This is a genomic window from Streptomyces iakyrus, from assembly GCF_000717055.1.
Lineage (GTDB): Bacteria > Actinomycetota > Actinomycetes > Streptomycetales > Streptomycetaceae > Streptomyces > Streptomyces iakyrus.
In genome coordinates this window covers 1-14,803 of sequence record NZ_JNXI01000040.1, presented here as the reverse complement: position 1 = coordinate 14,803, position 14,803 = coordinate 1, and the positions used below count along the sequence as shown (strand labels likewise).

Sequence of the window (14,803 nt, the reverse complement as noted above, 5' to 3'; positions counted from 1 at the left end):
CGTCCGTGCAGCAGTAGGCCGGCGCACCACCGCTCCTCATCCTCAAGCGCCGCGCGCCTGCCCCTGATACGGGACAGGGGAGGGCGCCGGCTCTGGTATGTGCTGACCAGCCGAGCTATGTCGTAGAAGATCGCGGCGAGAAGCAGGCCGCCGATCAGTATCGCTATCGCGGCCATGGGACCAAGGCCCAGTTCACAAGGTTTCGCGTGTGTCCTTCTGTGCGGCGCGCAGCTCGGCGACTTCCTTGCGCAGCTCGTCCAGCTCGGAGTGCGTCGCGGGTGAGTCGATCGAGCCGCTTCGCCGTGATGTGTGCAGCCCCCCGCGCGTCATGAACCACATCATCAGGCCCATGCCGATCGGGCAGGCCAGGAGGAGCAGTGGATAGAGGGACTGAGGCATAGGGGCCTCCGGGTGCACTGTGGAGCGCTCATCGAAACCGCTGCACGGCTTCTACTAAGTAGGCTAGATGGGGGGAGGGGTACGTGCCAGCCTGCCGTGCCCATTGCGCCGTGTGGCGGCTTGGTCGCTAAGTGCATCTCTCGATGTCGCTCGCGTGCTGGTTGCGGTGTGACTGGTGAAGTTGACGGTGAGTTTCGTGGGCGTGGGCGGCGGAGGTGCGACGTCCGGGCCGCATTGCTGGGCATTTGGTCCGGGGGCGGTGCGGTCTGCGCGAGTGAGGCGCGCGCCTTCCCTTGCGGGGGTGAGAGGTGGGCGCCAGCTCTGGTGCGAGGTGACCGTGCGGGCCGTGGCGTAGAGGGTCGCGGCGAAGGGCAGTGCAGCGGTCACTGCCGCTGCCGTGGCCATGGGGTTGTTGTCGCTCCCGGGCTCAGTTCCGCAAAGGCTGCGGCGTGTCCTTCTGCGCGGCGCGCAACTCCGCGATCTCCCTGCGCAGCTCGTCAAGCTCGGCCCGGCTCGATGCCGAGTCGTTTCGCTGCAGCGCGTGCGAGCCTCCTCGCATCATGAACCACATCATCAGGCCCATGCCGATCGGGCAGGCCAGGAGGAGTAGCGGATACAGAACCTGAGGCATGGGGCCCCTCCCGGTGGGGTGTGGATCGCTCGCCGAACCCACGGAAGCTATTAAGAAGTTTAGATAGTTGGGGGAGTTGGCGCCAGTCTCCCGATATCCATGCGCGGAAGGTGGCTGCGGGACTGTTACGTCCGGGGTGGGCTGGCTTGCTTGCGTCAGTCTACTAACTTACTTAGTGTGGCATCGCGTCCTCCGCCGGACCCCGCACGGGCGATCACCGGTTGGGATCTGGCCATCGCGCGTCACTCCGCGCCTCGGGGAAGTCTCGGGGGCCACCGACGGAAAGGGGGGAAGCCGTGGGGTCAGGACAGTCATCGGGTCCGTCGCTCTCGGCCGGCGGTGCCCTCGAGGATCTGATGCGCGAGCGGCTCGGCCGGGAGTGCGTGTATGTCCCGTCGTGTCGACTGGGTGTGTACCTGGCACTACGTCGCTGGTGCCCTCCCGGGGGAAGCGTGCTGATGTCGCCGGTCAACGACGACGTGATGCTGTTCGTCGTGCTGGCGGCGGGGCTGCGTCCCGTTATGGCGCCGGTGTCCCCTCGGGACGGCAACATCGACATCCGCGCGGTACCGGCATCGACCTGGCGCAGCGTGGATGCCGTTCTGACGACCAACCTGTACGGGATGCCGGACGACGCGGCCGAGTTGCGCAGGCGGTGCGACCGCATGGGCATTCCTCTCCTGGAGGACGCGGCACACGCGATCGGTACGGCGCTGGGCGACCGCCCGATCGGCACCTTCGGAACCGCTGCGGCCTTCAGCCTGGGCAAGCACGCGGGGGCGACCGGCGGCGGATTCCTGGCTCCGGAGGATCCGGGCGACCGCAAGGCGCTTGAACACCTGCGTGATGAGCTGCTGACGCCGCGACAACTGCACCAGGACCTGGCAAACGCCCTGCGCCCCATCGCGCGCGCCGCGGTACAGCGGCTTCATCTGGTCCGGCCCGTGTGGGAGACCATGCGCGCCCTGGGGCTGCTGGAGCGCGAACACTTCCGTATGGAGCTGCACGAACGCCTTCTGCGGGTGACGACGGGCCACAGTCCGGACCTTGGGGCCTTCGACCGCTGGGTGCGAGTCGATCTGCACGGATACCGCAGGGACCATGGACGCGTACTGCAGCGCGCGCTGCGGCGGCGGATGAGCGGCCTGGACGCGGACCTGTCCCGGCGCCGTGAGGGGACGAGGCTGCTGGGCGGCACGGTATGGGCCGCCGCGGGTGTGCGTGGCGCGGTCGCGGAGGGGGTTGAGGACCGCCATGTGCCGCCGCTGTTCCGCGTACCCCTGATGGTGCGCGATCGGGACACGCTGGTAGCCCGTCTGGAGCGGCGCGGTGTGGTGACCGGGTATGTGTACGACCCGCCCCTGGACGACTTCGCCGGACCGGAGTTCGTGGAGCCGTCGCCGGCGCCTGAAGCGGCCCGCTGGTTCGCGGCGCACGCGCTGCCGGTGGACCCCCTCCAGGCGCGGAGGATGATGCGGTTGCTGCAACGGGAGGATCCGCAACCGGCGGAACCGGTGTCCGGCTCAACCCTCCGGGATCAGGCGCCGGGGCTGTGACCCCGGGTTCGGGCCTCGCCAGCGTCGTCCTTCCCGCGCTGCTTCTCGGCGACGGCCGTTTCGTTTGGATCACTCATGCTGAGCGGGTTCGTCGTTGATGATGTCCATGTGGCTCACCGCATCAGCATTCTGATCTCGGTCTTCGGGGTCCTCGTCAGCATGGCGCTTCTCATGCTTGCCATTCGTGAGTACAGAACCGGGGCATCGGCTGTCTGGATCGGAGCCGGAGCTGCGATCTTCCTGAGCGCGCTCTACGCGCTTGTGCAGGATGTGCGGCGCTCTCGCACGGGTCCTTCGGCCTGAAGGGCCTCAAGCGAAACTGCCTGGTGCGAGCCAATGGACGAGAGTCGCCCGTGCCGGTCGGCTCGGCGGTTTCTCCGGGTGGGGGACCGGCCTGCCCCTCGCGCGACGGGCCCATTACAGCGGGAGCTGGAAGCCGGTGATGAGGGTCTGAAGCTCGGCGATCAGCTGCCCCCACCAGCCGGTCACCTGCATGATCCCCACTGCCACCAGCAGGACTCCGCCGCCTCGCATCACCGTCCGTGCGTGCCGCCGTGCCCAGGCGAAGCGCCGCATCGCGCCATCGAACGATGCCGCCGCGAGCAGAAAGGGGATGCCGAGGCCGAGGCTGTACGTGAACGACAGGACGGCCCCGCGCCCGGCGCTCGCACTGTCCGCCGCCAGGGACAGGACGGCCGCGAGCGTAGGGCCGATGCACGGTGTCCAGCCGATCGCGAAGAGGGCTCCGAGCAGCGGCGCCCCCGCGAGGCCCGCGCCGGGCCGGAAGGAGGGCCGCCAGCTGAACCCGGCCAGCGGCAGCTTGTCGAGCAGCCCCGCGAAGACCAGGCCGAGCACGATGGTCAGCGAGCCCAGCACGATGCCGAGTGTGCGCTGCTGCGCCAGCAGCACGGCGCCGGCACCACCGAACAGCGCGCCGTAGCTGGTGAAGACGGCGGCGAAACCGACCACGAACAGCAGGCACCCGACCAGGACCCGCCAGCGCGCCGCTCGCCTCGCCGCATCGGCGGCACCCGCGCCGGACATGCCGGCGACGTACGAGAGGTAGCCCGGGACCAGTGGAAGGCAGCAGGGCGAGAAGAAGGACAGGGCTCCGGCGGCGAGGGCCAGGAGGAGGGCGAGGACGAGCGGGCCCGCCAGGACCGTCTCGCCGACACCGGCGGCGAGCGTCACTTGGCAGTACCTCCGCCGTTCTTCTCCGCCTTCTGCGCTTCCTCCGCGGCGAGATCCTTCACCAGCTCGCGCAGCGTCGCATAGGTGATCGCGCCGATCACGCGGGCGGCGATACGCCCGTCGCGGTCGATCAACACAGTGCTGGGGACCGCCGCGAGCGGGATGCGGCCGTTGAAGCGCAGGAGCAGCTTTCCGTCGGGGTCGCGGAAGCTGGGGTACGTGATGCCGTAGTTCCGCTCGAAGGCCCGCGCCGCCGCGTCGTTGTCGCGCGTGTCGATGCCGACGAACCGCACGCCGAGGTCGTATGCCTCCTCGGACACCTTCTTCAGATCGGGCGCCTCGGCGCGGCACGGCGCGCACCAGGACCCCCACACGTTGAGCACGATCACCTTGCCGCGCAGGTCGGCCAGGTCCAGCCGGTCGCCGGTGATCGTCTTGCCGCTGAGGTCGGGGGCCATGGGGCGCTTGCCTGCCGGGTACTGGGTGAGCCCCTGCTGGCTGCCGGAGCCGGCTGCCTGCTTGGCGTCCGAGGAACCAGATGTCGTACTCGTCCCGCACGCGGCGAGCAGCAGAGCGGCCGCGATCACACCCGCAGCCTGCCGCCGCGTTCGGGGACGTGCCTCTGCCCGGCCGGCGCCCCACTCCACCCGTGACGTCATGGGAGCGGACTGCGTGTGGGGTGCCGTTGGGGCCACGGCTGTCTCTCCTTCACCAATAGCGAGAAGCTGCTAAGTAGCTTAGGTGTACTTCTCGGGCTTCCTTCAGCCGGGGGCACCGAAGGGTGGCCGGGGCTGTGATCCCACCGCGTGTGGCGGGCGTGTTCAGGCCGACGCCTGCTCGGAGGGCGGGTGGCTTGTACGCGATGGTGGGGGCGAGGATGCCGCCGCCGTCGACGTACGGCCATACGGAGAGCCCGCGGCGAGGACGGGTCCGCACGTCCAGTGCGGCGGAAGTAACTCAGCGGGGGTCTCCGCCATCCCCGGGAGCCCTGCCGCACTCGGTGCTGCCGCCGCTCGTATATTCGCCACAGCGGATCGCCGAGTGGCTCGATCCTGCCTGTGGAGCGAGGGGTGGGTCACGGTGGTCGGTTATCTGGTGTTCATGGTCTGCGCAGGTCTGGCCGTCGTACTGGCGAACGCCTTGGCGGACTGGCGGGACCGACCGCTGTGGCCCGGCCCGGGCCGCGCGGGGTCGCTGGGTATACGGGCCAGGCTGGCGGGCGACGGGGAGTCCTGGCCGGCCCGGCCGATCAAGGGTGACCTGTGGGTGCCGGACGGGGACGGTCCGCCGTACTTCGTCGACGACTTGCGCGGTCCGTTCCCGGTGGCCCGTGGCGGGCGGGTGCTGGACACGGTCCCCCTCCGGGGATTCCCTCACGAAGGGTCGCTTGCCGCGCGGCAGGTGACCATCGTCTACGGGCCGCCGGACGGGGCCGCCGTGCTGCGCCTGCGCGTTCCGGAATTGGCGGTGCCGTTCCTGGCGGGCGTGCTCACCGAGCCGGCGGGTCCGGCCGCCGGATCGGCGACCAGGCCGCCGCACGAGGCGTTCCGCCTCTCCGCGCGGCGGGCGCTGAGAGTGCCCCGTCCGGCCGCGCTGGCGCTGATGGCGGCACTGCTGCTCGGTCTCTTCGGCCTGCACACCTTCGTCCTCGGCAAGTCCGTCACCGCGGAGGTCACCGCCAAGCGCGACGGCGTCTGCTCGGTGCGCTGGCAGGACCCGTGGAGCGGCGACACGCGTACGGCGGGCGTCGACTGCTACGGCGATGAACGGGCCGGCGATCCGCTGCGGATATCCGCCCGGCCGTGGCCCGTGCGCGGCGAGGCCGCCGACCTCGAAGACTCGCCGTTCATCCTGACGCTGGGCCTGGTGGTGACCGGCACGGGCGGACTCGTCGGCACCGCGACCGCCTCGCTCGGCGATGTCGCCCGGCTGCGGGCGCTGCGCCGGTATCTGCGCGACGGCCCGGCGAGCCGGGAGCCGTCCGCCCTTCGGAGGGCCGCCGCCATGGTCCCGTGGTGGAGCGTCGTGGCCGGGGTGCTCGGGCTGGCCGGCGCGGGGGTGCTGCTCTCCGCGTACGGCTTCGGCGCGACGGTGCGGGCCACGGTCACGGGCACCGAGGAGTACGTCTGCGAGGTCAGCTGGCGGGATCCCTGGGACGGGACCCGGCAGAGCGCAGGGGTCGACTGCGACGACCGTGCTGTCGAGGCCGGCCAGTCCCTGGAGGTCACCGCACCAGCCGGGCCGCTGCGCGGCGAGGCATTCGACCGTGGGATCACTCCGTGGGTGCTCGGTGGCGGCACGGCGGTCTTCCTGGGCCTCGCGGCGGCGGGCATCGTGTTCCGGGTTCGTGCGGCGGGCGGGCGGTCCGATGTCCCGTCCCGATCGGGGCCGGGGACCCGGGACGCCGACCGGGACGCTCCGGTGCCCCTGGGGAAGCCGGTCCTGGCGCTCGCTGGTGGCGACGCCCGCTCGGAGGACGTACTGGATCGTGCCCATCTAGCCGCCGTCTCCCGCTGGCTCACCTCACGCTTGAACGGCGGGGCGGCAGCCACCCGCCCGGGACCGGCCGAGCCCGACATCCGTACCACGGGGTGGTGGCGCTCGCCGCGGCTGCGGCGGCTGGCGCTGGCGTCCGGGGTCTCCTGGGGCGGTCTCTTCGTCCTCGCTGCCACGGCGGGTCTCTCGGGCTGGTGGTGGGCGACGGCGTTGCAGCTGTGGGGTTCCGAGACGGCGACCGCGCGGGCCACCGTGACCATTCGCTACGACGACGGCTTCCCGCTCTCCCCGTGGCTCGTGCCCAGTGACGCCGAGGTCACCTTCCGTACGGCCGACGGCCGTAAGGTCACCACGGACCTCTTCTACGGGGACGAACCCGCCGCAGGCGAAGGTGATTGGCTCACCGTCGAGTACGCCGTGGAGTCTCCGTCCGCCGCCCGCCTCCCCGGCGATTCGGGCCTCGATCGCGGGCTGTGGATCAGTGGTGGGGTCGCGGCGGCCGCGCTGATCCGCATGGGGTGGTGCGGTGTGTCCGGCTCGCGGGTCATGCGCCGCGTGCTGGCGGCCGCCCGCGGCGCCGAGACCAGGACGGCCGACTATCTGCTGCTGCCCGACACCGAGGACCCGGCCAAGGCGCCGCCGCAGCTGGTGTTCTTCGCCGAGGGCGAGAACCGCCCCTTCGCCCTGCTGGAAGCCGTGCCGGGCACGCTCCGCTCTCGCCTGGTCGACTGGCTGCCCCGGGAGGGCACGGCCGAACTTCGTTCCGTGCCGGGGGATTTCGAAACGGTCGTGCCGTGGGTCGACGGGCGCCCGGTCTGGCCGCTCAGTCCGCTCTTCGATCTCTCGGATCCGGAGGAGGAGCGGGACTTCCGGGAGTACGTGGAGGATCTGGCGCCGCCGTGGATCGCGCTGCCCGGGCCGCAGGAGCTACGTGAGGGCGAGGGCGCCGCATGACGGTGAGCGGCCCTCTGACGGCAAGGGGGCCCTGCGCTCCGAGCCCGCTCCCCAATCGGCCAGGACGCCGTCATGTTACCCCCTAGGGGTATGCTCTCCTTTATGCGTATCGGAGAGCTTTCGCTGACTCCCTCGAGTCGCCCCTGCCGATCGGTGTGCGGTGTGGGGTCGGTCGAAATCGTCCTGCTCAAGAGGATGTTGGGCCTGTGCCTGAGGCTGCGCCTCGTCGTGTCCGGTGACTGTTCCAGGGCTACTGGCTGACGTGCGGGGCCGAAAGCTCTCCCGTTGTCGACCTGGCGAGGGGACCGGACCGACCCCGTGGACCTTGCATGAGGTGCGCGCCGGGCGGGGCCCCGCCTCTGGCTCTGATGCCGTGTGGGACCCCGCCGCGCTCAGATCACCTCAGTGTCCCGTGTACTGGAAGATGTAGAGCCCGAAGTCTCGGTCGGATGCCGCGACGTACTCCTTCCCGAAGGAGTTGAAGGTCTCGACGCCCCAGAAGTTGTTGCCGCCTTCGTCTATGAAGCGGCCGACTTCCACGAGCTTGTCGTTCTTGATCTTCGTGACCCGGAATCCGCCGGCGTAGTAGGAGAAGTAAGCCAGGTCGGGCCGGACGCCCGAGGTCGCCACCTCGTGGACGCTCAGGTCACCGAAGCCGGAGGCGTACGCGGGGTCCTGGCCCTCCGGGATGGCATAGGTGTCCAGCTCGGTCATCTTCCCGCCCTTGTTGCGGTAGAGGTGGACATAGCCCCAGCCGTCGAAGTACGACGAGAAGGTGAGCCTGTCGCCCTTCGTGCCGATGTCCACCGGCAGGGTGGCGGGACCGGTGCCGGCGAGGCAGTCGTCGTTGCTGTACGGCTGGTCGAAGACGGCGAAGCCCTGCCCGCGCGGTGCGACGCCGAAGGTCGGGAGGGTGCCCTCGACGGTCATGCCGCTCTGCGTGTCGCAGGCGTCCGAGCCCGGGCGGTTGAAGACGAGGATGGCGTCGTAGCCGCCCGCCGCCTCGACGTTGGCGACCTTTTCAGTGAAGGTGCACACGCCTCGCTCCACAACGGCGATGTCCACCGCGGCCGGGTCGCCCGCGGGGACGGCAGGGCTGTCGTTGCAACCGAGGCCGACGTACACCGTGTCGCCGGTGATGCTCTTGCCCGTCTCCAGCGGGATGCCCTGGCCGGCCGTGATGGCTGTGCCGTCGTCCAGGTTGCGTGCCGACAGCGCGTACGGGCCGAAGTCCTCGTCGGCGCCGATCACATACCGGTTGCCGAGAGTGAACTCCGCCTGGTGGCCATTGCCTTCCGGTGCCACGTCACGCCCAGCCGCGGTGCCCTCGGGATCGGGGTTGGTGAAGTCCGTGTCGCCGATGTACTTGAGGTTCTTGGGGTCGGTCGCGTCGAGCGCCACGTAACCCGCGTCCCAGTAGGAGGCCAGCAGGACCTGTCGGCCGCGGATGTTCTTGACGACCATGTCGTGCAGGAAGACCTCGGTGAGGTTGTCCGGGGCGGCCTGGAGGATCTGCGGGAAGGTTTCGTCGAGGTCGTACTCGGCTATGAGCTGCGGCTTGGTCGGGTCGGTGATGTCCATGATGTCGACGTCGGTGCCCTCTTCGTTGTCGACGATCACGGCGTACGCCTTGCGGCCCGCGTCCCAAGCGAACACGCTGTGGATCTGGCGGGCGGTCTCCGTCGTCTCGCCCTCGAGGGTGAAGTCGCCGACGCCCTCGGCGAGCGTCTTCGGCTTGGTGGGGTCTGTGACGTCGTAGATGTTCATGCCGCCGGAGCCGGTCTCGCCGCAGATCTCGTTGTTGCTGACGAGTACGTCGCCGTTGAAGGACGGCGTGGACAGGTGCACCGTCTGGATGCCCTCGCCGGGAGCGCTGCCGGCCGGGGCGGGGATGAAGCCGACCTCCTTGGGCTTGCTGGGCTTGCGGATGTCGACCACGTACACGCCGGTGTTGTCGCAGCCGACGCCGCCCCAGGAGGCGAGGTAGGCGTAGCCCTTGTAGACGCCGACGTCGGCGATCTTTCCCTCGACGACGTTGCTCAGCTTGAGTTTGCTGACCAGGCGGACGTTCTTCTGGGTGGCCGGCAGGTGTCCTTCGCTGCCGCCGTGCTGGTCGTGGCCGTGTGTGGCCGCAGCGTTGTCGATGGCGCCGTCGGTCGCTGAAACGCCGTCATGTGCCTGTGAGGAACCGGCGAGAGCTGTCGTGGCGAAGAGTGCCGCCGCGAGCACGCCCACGCCGGTCCGTCTGTGGGCCTTGCGCATGCTTGACCTCCCACTCGTGCGGCCGGGGTTACCGGCCCATAACGAGGTGATGCCGGTCACCAACTGACCGGCATCCGGAAGGTACTTAGTGCAAAGCTCTACCGAAAGGTCTTTTACGAGATCGTATTTTGCCGGGACTTGGCGGAGGCACCCGCGGTCACGGCGTAGCTGCCGATGGGTGACCGGGCCCTGGGCCTGCGGCGCGGAGGTGCGTCCACTTCCCTTCGGTACCGCGACGTAATACCCTTGGGGGGTATGGAGCAAGTGGAACAAGTCGAGGTCGACCAGGCGCCGCCGGGCTACCACGACGACAAGGACGCCGTCCTCAAGCGACTCCGTCGTATCGAGGGGCAGGTTCGTGGCCTGCAGCGCTTGGTGCAGGAGGATAAGTACTGCATCGACGTGCTCACGCAGGTCGCGGCGACCACGAAGAGTCTCCAGGCCGTGGCCATGCAGCTGCTGGAGAAGCACCTGGACCACTGCGTGCGCGAAGCCATGGTGGCCGGGGGAGAGGTGGCCCGGGACAAGGTCACCGAGGCGTCGCAGGCCATCGAACGACTGCTGCGTACGTGATCCCGGCCGGGGAGCTTGTGGCGGCCGGCGCCTCAGTGGCGGCGCATGGTTCGTGCCGGACCTGTGCGGCTGGTGGCAGGCTAGTCCGTAGACTCACCTTCGCCGGTTGTGGGCGCCAGGAGTAGCGGTGGCACCGACCGGTGTTCCCGCAGTCTCACCCCACATGCCGCGCGCACGGGCAGGGGAGGTGGACACGTCCTCCGAGGCGCCTGCCCGTGCGCGCATCCTTCGGCGCGTCGGCAGGGGAGATGCCCAGTGTCCATCCACCCGCCCCCGCGCACTGTTGCTTACGCGAGTGACTACTCACCCGTCTCTCGGCTGGGAGGCTGCGCGCGTGCCACCGCCCCGCTGGAGACCGTCATTCTCGAACGCACCGGCCACATGCCCATGCTGGAACGCCCGGACGCCTTCAAAACCGAGGTGGGGCACCTCCTGGACACACTCGGCGACTGAGTGGACAGGGCCCCCGAGACGACCCAACGGCGCGGCGCCCGGCTGGAAGAGCCGGGCGCCGCAGTCAACCGTCTTGCCGACGCGCTTACTTGAAGGACCGAAGCCGCAGGCTGTTGGTCACCACGAAGACCGAGGAGAACGCCATCGCGGCGCCCGCGATCATCGGGTTGAGCATGCCGAGGGCGGCGAGCGGGATGGCTGCGACGTTGTAGCCGAAGGCCCAGAAGAGGTTGCCCTTGATGGTGGACAGGGTCCTGCGGGAGAGGCGGATCGCGTCGGCCGCCACCCGCAGGTCGCCGCGCACGAGGGTGAGGTCGCCGGCCTCGATCGCCGCGTCCGTGCCGGTGCCCATGGCCAGGCCCAGGTCGGCGGTGGCGAGGGCGGCCGCGTCGTTGACGCCGTCGCCGACCATCGCGACCGTACGGCCCTCGCTCTGCAGTCGCTTGACGACGTCCACCTTGTCCTCGGGCAGGACTTCGGCGATGACCTCGTCGATGCCGACGGTCCTGGCCACGGACTCGGCGACGAGCTGGTTGTCGCCGGTCAGCAGCACGGGCTTCAGGCCCAGCCGGCGCAGTTCGGCCACCGCTTCCGCACTGGTCTCCTTGATGGCGTCGGCGACCGTGAGGACACCGCGCGCCTCGCCGTCCCAGGCCACGGCGACCGCAGTGCGGCCCTCGGCCTCTGCGGCGGCCTTGGCCTCGGCCAGTTCCGTGGGCAGTTCGATGACCCACTCCTTCAGGAGCTTCTCGCGGCCCACAACCACCGCGTGCCCGTCGACGACGCCCTGCACCCCGAGGCCGGCGACGTTCTCGAAGTTCTCCGGCACCGGAAGGTTTCCGGCCCGATCGGCCGCACCGGAGGCGATGGCCTGGGCGATCGGGTGCTCCGAGGCGTGCTCCAACGCGCCCGCCAGCCGCAGCAGTTCGCCTTCCTCCACGCCTGGTGCGGTGAACACGTCCTGCAGCTGCATCCGTCCCGTGGTCACCGTGCCGGTCTTGTCCAGGACGATCGTGTCGACGCGGCGGGTGGACTCCAGGACCTCGGGGCCCTTGATGAGGATGCCGAGCTGGGCGCCCCGGCCGGTGCCGACCATGAGGGCGGTCGGAGTGGCCAGGCCCAGCGCGCACGGGCAGGCGATGATCAGGACCGCGACAGCGGCGGTGAAGGCGGCGGTCGCGTCCCCGGTCACGAACAGCCAGGTCAGCAGGGTGCCGAGGGCGAGGAGAATGACCACGGGGACGAAGACGGAGGAGATCCGGTCGGCGAGGCGCTGCACCTCGGCCTTGCCGTTCTGCGCGTCCTCGACGAGCCTGGCCATGCGGGCGAGCTGCGTGTCGGAGCCCACCCGGGTTGCCTCGACGACGATTCGGCCCCCGGCGTTCACGGTCGCGCCGGTCACGGCGTCGCCGACGGTCACGTCGACCGGCACGGACTCGCCGGTCAGCATGGAGGCGTCCACCGCCGACGCGCCCTCGACGACGGTCCCGTCGGTGGCGACCTTCTCCCCGGGCCGTACGGCGAAGCGGTCACCGACGGCCAACTGCGCGACAGGGATGCGTACTTCCTTGCCCCCGCGTAGAACCGAGACGTCCTTCGCGCCCAGTTCCATGAGCGCCCGCAGTGCCGCCCCCGCCTTGCGCTTGGACTTCGCCTCCAGGTAGCGCCCGGCGAGGATGAAGGTGGTCACACCGGCCGCAGCCTCCAAGTAGATGGAGGAGGAGCCGTCCCCGCGGGAGATGGTGAACTCGAAGCCGTGCCGCATGCCCGGCATCCCGGCGTGTCCGAAGAACAGTGCCCACAGCGACCAGCCGAGTGCGGCGAGCGTGCCGATGGACACCAGGGTGTCCATGGTCGCGGCGCCGTGGCGGGCGTTCGTCCAGGCGGCCTTGTGGAAGGGGAAGGCGCCCCAGACCACGACCGGTGCGGCCAGGGTCAGCGACAGCCACTGCCAGTTGTCGAACTGCAGGGCCGGGACCATCGCCATCGCCACGACGGGCACGGTGAGCACCAGCGACACGTACAGACGCTGCCGCAGCGACAGCAGTTCACCGTCCGCCGCCGGAGCCGCCTCGCCCGCACGCTCATCGGCGGTGGCGGGCACGGGCGGAGGCGGCTCCTCGGCGGTGTACCCAGTCTTCTCTACGGTGGCGATGAGATCGGCGATCTCGATGCCATCCGGGTAGGAGACCTTCGCCTTCTCGGTGGCGTAGTTGACAGTCGCCGTAACACCGTCCATGCGGTTGAGCTTCTTCTCGATGCGGGCCGCGCACGAGGCGCAGGTCATGCCGCCGATGGAGAGCTCGATCTCGGAGGTGGGTACGGGCGCTGTGTCGCGGACTGCCTTCTCGGGAGCCGTGCTGGTCATGTGCGTATCTCCAGGGGGAGGCCGGGACGCACAGCGTCCGTATGAGCGGAGCGATACGTCCCGGCGCGGGGAGGAATTCGCGTATCCGGAGCCGTCGTGGACCCCGGCTGAGCTGTCAGGCGCGGCCGACGAGCTCGTAGCCCGCCTCGTCGACGGCGGCGCGTACGGCCTCCTCGTCGAGCGGGGCGGTGGAGGTGACGGTCACCTCACCGGTCTTGGCGACGGCTTGGACCGCGGTGACGCCGTCCAGCTCGGAGATCTCCTTCGAGACCGCGCCCTCACAGTGGCCGCAGGTCATGCCGGACACCTTGTAGACGGTGGTGACGCCGACGCCCTGGACGTCGACCGTGGTGCCGGAGCCGCAGGAACCGCAGCAGGAGCCGGCGGCCGTCTCGGTGGTGTTCGTCTCGGTGGTCATGGCTTCTTCCTCGGGGTCTGGATGCGTGGGTCGTTTCCGGGAGGGACGCCGCTTCCCTGCCTCTCCCGGCCAATGCCAACACTATACCCCCTAGGGGTATTCCGTCACCCTGTGATGCTGCCCACGCGATCTACTTGAAGCGGGCCCCGCTCGCTAATTTGCTTAGTAGGCTGTCGTGACCTGCGACGACAACGCCACATCGCGTCGACGGTGAGCAGTAACCGGGTGAGAATCCGGGACGGTCCCGCCACTGTGGACGGGGTTGCCCCGGGAGTCAGACGCTGCCCCGTCGTCCTCCTGAACGGGGGGTGTGCACCCCGAGGCGCTGACGGTCATCAGGTTGGCATCCCTGACCCACGGACCGAGTCTCATCGGGCAGTCACAGGCCAGGGGCGCCCCAGAGGGGGAACCAGCGAGTCAGGTCCTGCTCGAGGCGCAGGTCGTCCTTGACGATGGCCTTGACCTGTAGTTCGAGCGGGCTGTCGCGCTTCTCACCGGGCAGGGGCGCGAAGGGGTAGAAGGTGCCCCGTTTGTAGAGGTAGACCAGTGCGAGGGGGCGGAGCTCGGCGTCACGGAAGGTGACGAGGGAGCAGAGCAGCTGGGGACCGAAGCCGCTGTCCTGCAGGGCGGTGTTCACCGCGTGCAGGTCGTTGACGAGGGCCGGCAGGTCGTCGGGGTCGCGGCGGGAGAGCAGCCACGAGTAGCCGTAGTCGTCGCGGCTGAACTCCACGGGCATCCCGCTGCGTTCGGGGTCCGCGTCCAGCAGGGCCCGAACGTCCCGTTGGACTTGCGCGAACGCGCCGCCTTCGATGCTGGCGAAGCAGACCGAGCCCGTTCCCGTCGAGGTGAAGCCGACGGCCGCCTGAAGGGTGATCGCCGCCGAGGGCAGGCCGAAGAGCTGGTCGAGGTCAGGTTTGACCGGCTTGCTCCGCCCGAACAGGACATCCAGAAAACCCACGCCGATCAGCTCCTTTCTGTCGGTTCCGGTTCACCGTGCTCATGCCGTCTCGCCCAGCTCTGTGGAGATCTCCGCGAGCGCCTCCAGGCGGCGTTCCAGGGTGGGGTGCGTGGAGAACAGGTTGGCCACCGTGGTGCCGGGCCCGAGGGCGGGGGTGAAGAAGAAGGCGTTGAACGCCTGGGCGGTGCGCAGGTCCTGGGTGGGGATGCGGGCGACGTCGCCGGTGACTTTGGTCAGGGCCGAGGCCAGGGCGGAGGGCTTCGCGGTGAGCATGGCGCCGGCGCGGTCGGCGGCCAGTTCGCGGTAGCGGGACAGTGCCCGGATCAGCAGGAAGCTGATCGCGTAGACCAGGGCGGAGACCGCCATGACCAGGGCGAGCGCCACTGCGGTGTTCTGGTCGCGGCTGCGGCCGCCGAACAGCTGGGAGTAGAAGGCGAAGCGGACGATGAGTCCGGCGATCACGCCCAGGAAGGAGGCGATGGTGATCACCGCGACGTCGCGGTGCGCGACGTGGGACAGCTCGTGGGCGAGGACGCCCTCCAGC

At 69.8% G+C, this 14,803-nt stretch carries 14 protein-coding genes; 5 read left to right on the top strand and 9 right to left on the bottom strand.

The features are described 5' to 3' along the window. Positions 1–192: 192 nt before the first annotated feature. Positions 193–399: a hypothetical protein gene (locus OO68_RS39760; protein WP_033314360.1), complete on the bottom strand. Its 207-nt coding sequence runs from the start codon at positions 397–399 to the stop codon at positions 193–195. Between the two features lie 427 nt (positions 400–826). Next, the gene (locus OO68_RS39755; RefSeq protein WP_033314359.1) at positions 827–1,030 is read right to left on the bottom strand and encodes a DUF2933 domain-containing protein; all 204 of its coding nucleotides are present in this window, start codon (positions 1,028–1,030) and stop codon (positions 827–829) included. Between the two features lie 356 nt (positions 1,031–1,386). Between OO68_RS39755 and OO68_RS39750 the strand changes: the two genes are divergently transcribed. Both OO68_RS39750 and OO68_RS39745 read left to right on the top strand, forming a co-directional pair. Beyond that, entirely contained in the window at positions 1,387–2,586 is a 1,200-nt protein-coding gene (locus OO68_RS39750) for a DegT/DnrJ/EryC1/StrS family aminotransferase (RefSeq protein WP_078625778.1), read from the top strand. A 75-nt stretch (positions 2,587–2,661) separates the two neighbouring features. Beyond that, positions 2,662–2,889: a hypothetical protein gene (locus tag OO68_RS39745; protein ID WP_237480930.1), complete on the top strand. Its 228-nt coding sequence runs from the start codon at positions 2,662–2,664 to the stop codon at positions 2,887–2,889. 114 nt (positions 2,890–3,003) lie between these two features. On the opposite strand, the gene OO68_RS39740 is transcribed toward OO68_RS39745, so the two are convergent. Both OO68_RS39740 and OO68_RS39735 read right to left on the bottom strand, forming a co-directional pair. Next, positions 3,004–3,777 (bottom strand): cytochrome c biogenesis CcdA family protein, encoded by a 774-nt coding sequence (locus OO68_RS39740; protein ID WP_033314357.1) that lies wholly within the window; start codon positions 3,775–3,777, stop codon positions 3,004–3,006. After that, positions 3,774–4,364 carry a TlpA family protein disulfide reductase gene (locus OO68_RS39735; RefSeq protein WP_237480928.1) on the bottom strand — a complete coding sequence of 197 codons (591 nt, stop codon included), beginning with the start codon at positions 4,362–4,364 and terminating at the stop codon, positions 3,774–3,776. Before OO68_RS39735 ends, OO68_RS39740 begins: the two co-directional genes overlap by 4 nt. Positions 4,365–4,818: 454 nt before the next feature. Here OO68_RS39735 and OO68_RS39730 point away from each other — a divergent pair, with 454 nt between their 5' ends. Next, positions 4,819–7,227 carry a hypothetical protein gene (locus tag OO68_RS39730; protein ID WP_157852824.1) on the top strand — a complete coding sequence of 803 codons (2,409 nt, stop codon included), beginning with the start codon at positions 4,819–4,821 and terminating at the stop codon, positions 7,225–7,227. 402 nt (positions 7,228–7,629) lie between these two features. On the opposite strand, the gene OO68_RS39725 is transcribed toward OO68_RS39730, so the two are convergent. Beyond that, the gene (locus tag OO68_RS39725; protein WP_033314355.1) at positions 7,630–9,489 is read right to left on the bottom strand and encodes a PA domain-containing protein; all 1,860 of its coding nucleotides are present in this window, start codon (positions 9,487–9,489) and stop codon (positions 7,630–7,632) included. A gap of 255 nt (positions 9,490–9,744) precedes the next feature. On the opposite strand from OO68_RS39725, the gene OO68_RS39720 reads away from it, so the two are divergent. Both OO68_RS39720 and OO68_RS39715 read left to right on the top strand, forming a co-directional pair. Beyond that, entirely contained in the window at positions 9,745–10,062 is a 318-nt protein-coding gene (locus tag OO68_RS39720) for a metal-sensitive transcriptional regulator (protein ID WP_051814997.1), read from the top strand. Between the two features lie 255 nt (positions 10,063–10,317). After that, the gene (locus OO68_RS39715; RefSeq protein WP_033314353.1) at positions 10,318–10,515 is read left to right on the top strand and encodes a hypothetical protein; all 198 of its coding nucleotides are present in this window, start codon (positions 10,318–10,320) and stop codon (positions 10,513–10,515) included. An 85-nt stretch (positions 10,516–10,600) separates the two neighbouring features. Here the strand turns inward: OO68_RS39715 and OO68_RS39710 are convergent, their stop codons facing one another. From OO68_RS39710 to OO68_RS39695, 4 genes are all read right to left on the bottom strand, one after another. Continuing rightward, the gene (locus OO68_RS39710) at positions 10,601–12,883 is read right to left on the bottom strand and encodes a heavy metal translocating P-type ATPase (protein ID WP_033314352.1); all 2,283 of its coding nucleotides are present in this window, start codon (positions 12,881–12,883) and stop codon (positions 10,601–10,603) included. A 115-nt stretch (positions 12,884–12,998) separates the two neighbouring features. Next, positions 12,999–13,301 (bottom strand): heavy-metal-associated domain-containing protein, encoded by a 303-nt coding sequence (locus tag OO68_RS39705; RefSeq protein ID WP_033314351.1) that lies wholly within the window; start codon positions 13,299–13,301, stop codon positions 12,999–13,001. Between the two features lie 379 nt (positions 13,302–13,680). Then, on the bottom strand, positions 13,681–14,259 hold the full coding sequence (pspAB, locus tag OO68_RS39700; RefSeq protein WP_033314350.1) for a PspA-associated protein PspAB: 579 nt from the start codon (positions 14,257–14,259) through the stop codon (positions 13,681–13,683). Between the two features lie 39 nt (positions 14,260–14,298). Further along, positions 14,299–14,803, bottom strand: a 505-nt coding sequence (locus OO68_RS39695; RefSeq protein WP_033314349.1) for a M48 family metalloprotease, incomplete at its 5' end; no start/stop codon positions are given.

What these genes read in the sequence shown, in the direction of transcription:
- OO68_RS39710 (WP_033314352.1), bottom strand. Translation starts at nt 12,883, where the DNA reads ATGACCAGCACGGCTCCCGAGAAGGCAGTCCGCGACACAGCGCCCGTA.
- OO68_RS39720 (WP_051814997.1), top strand. Translation starts at nt 9,745, where the DNA reads ATGGAGCAAGTGGAACAAGTCGAGGTCGACCAGGCGCCGCCGGGCTAC.
- OO68_RS39750 (WP_078625778.1), top strand. Translation starts at nt 1,387, where the DNA reads ATGCGCGAGCGGCTCGGCCGGGAGTGCGTGTATGTCCCGTCGTGTCGA.
- OO68_RS39725 (WP_033314355.1), bottom strand. Translation starts at nt 9,489, where the DNA reads ATGCGCAAGGCCCACAGACGGACCGGCGTGGGCGTGCTCGCGGCGGCA.
- OO68_RS39745 (WP_237480930.1), top strand. Translation starts at nt 2,662, where the DNA reads ATGCTGAGCGGGTTCGTCGTTGATGATGTCCATGTGGCTCACCGCATC.
- OO68_RS39705 (WP_033314351.1), bottom strand. Translation starts at nt 13,301, where the DNA reads ATGACCACCGAGACGAACACCACCGAGACGGCCGCCGGCTCCTGCTGC.
- OO68_RS39760 (WP_033314360.1), bottom strand. Translation starts at nt 399, where the DNA reads ATGCCTCAGTCCCTCTATCCACTGCTCCTCCTGGCCTGCCCGATCGGC.
- OO68_RS39755 (WP_033314359.1), bottom strand. Translation starts at nt 1,030, where the DNA reads ATGCCTCAGGTTCTGTATCCGCTACTCCTCCTGGCCTGCCCGATCGGC.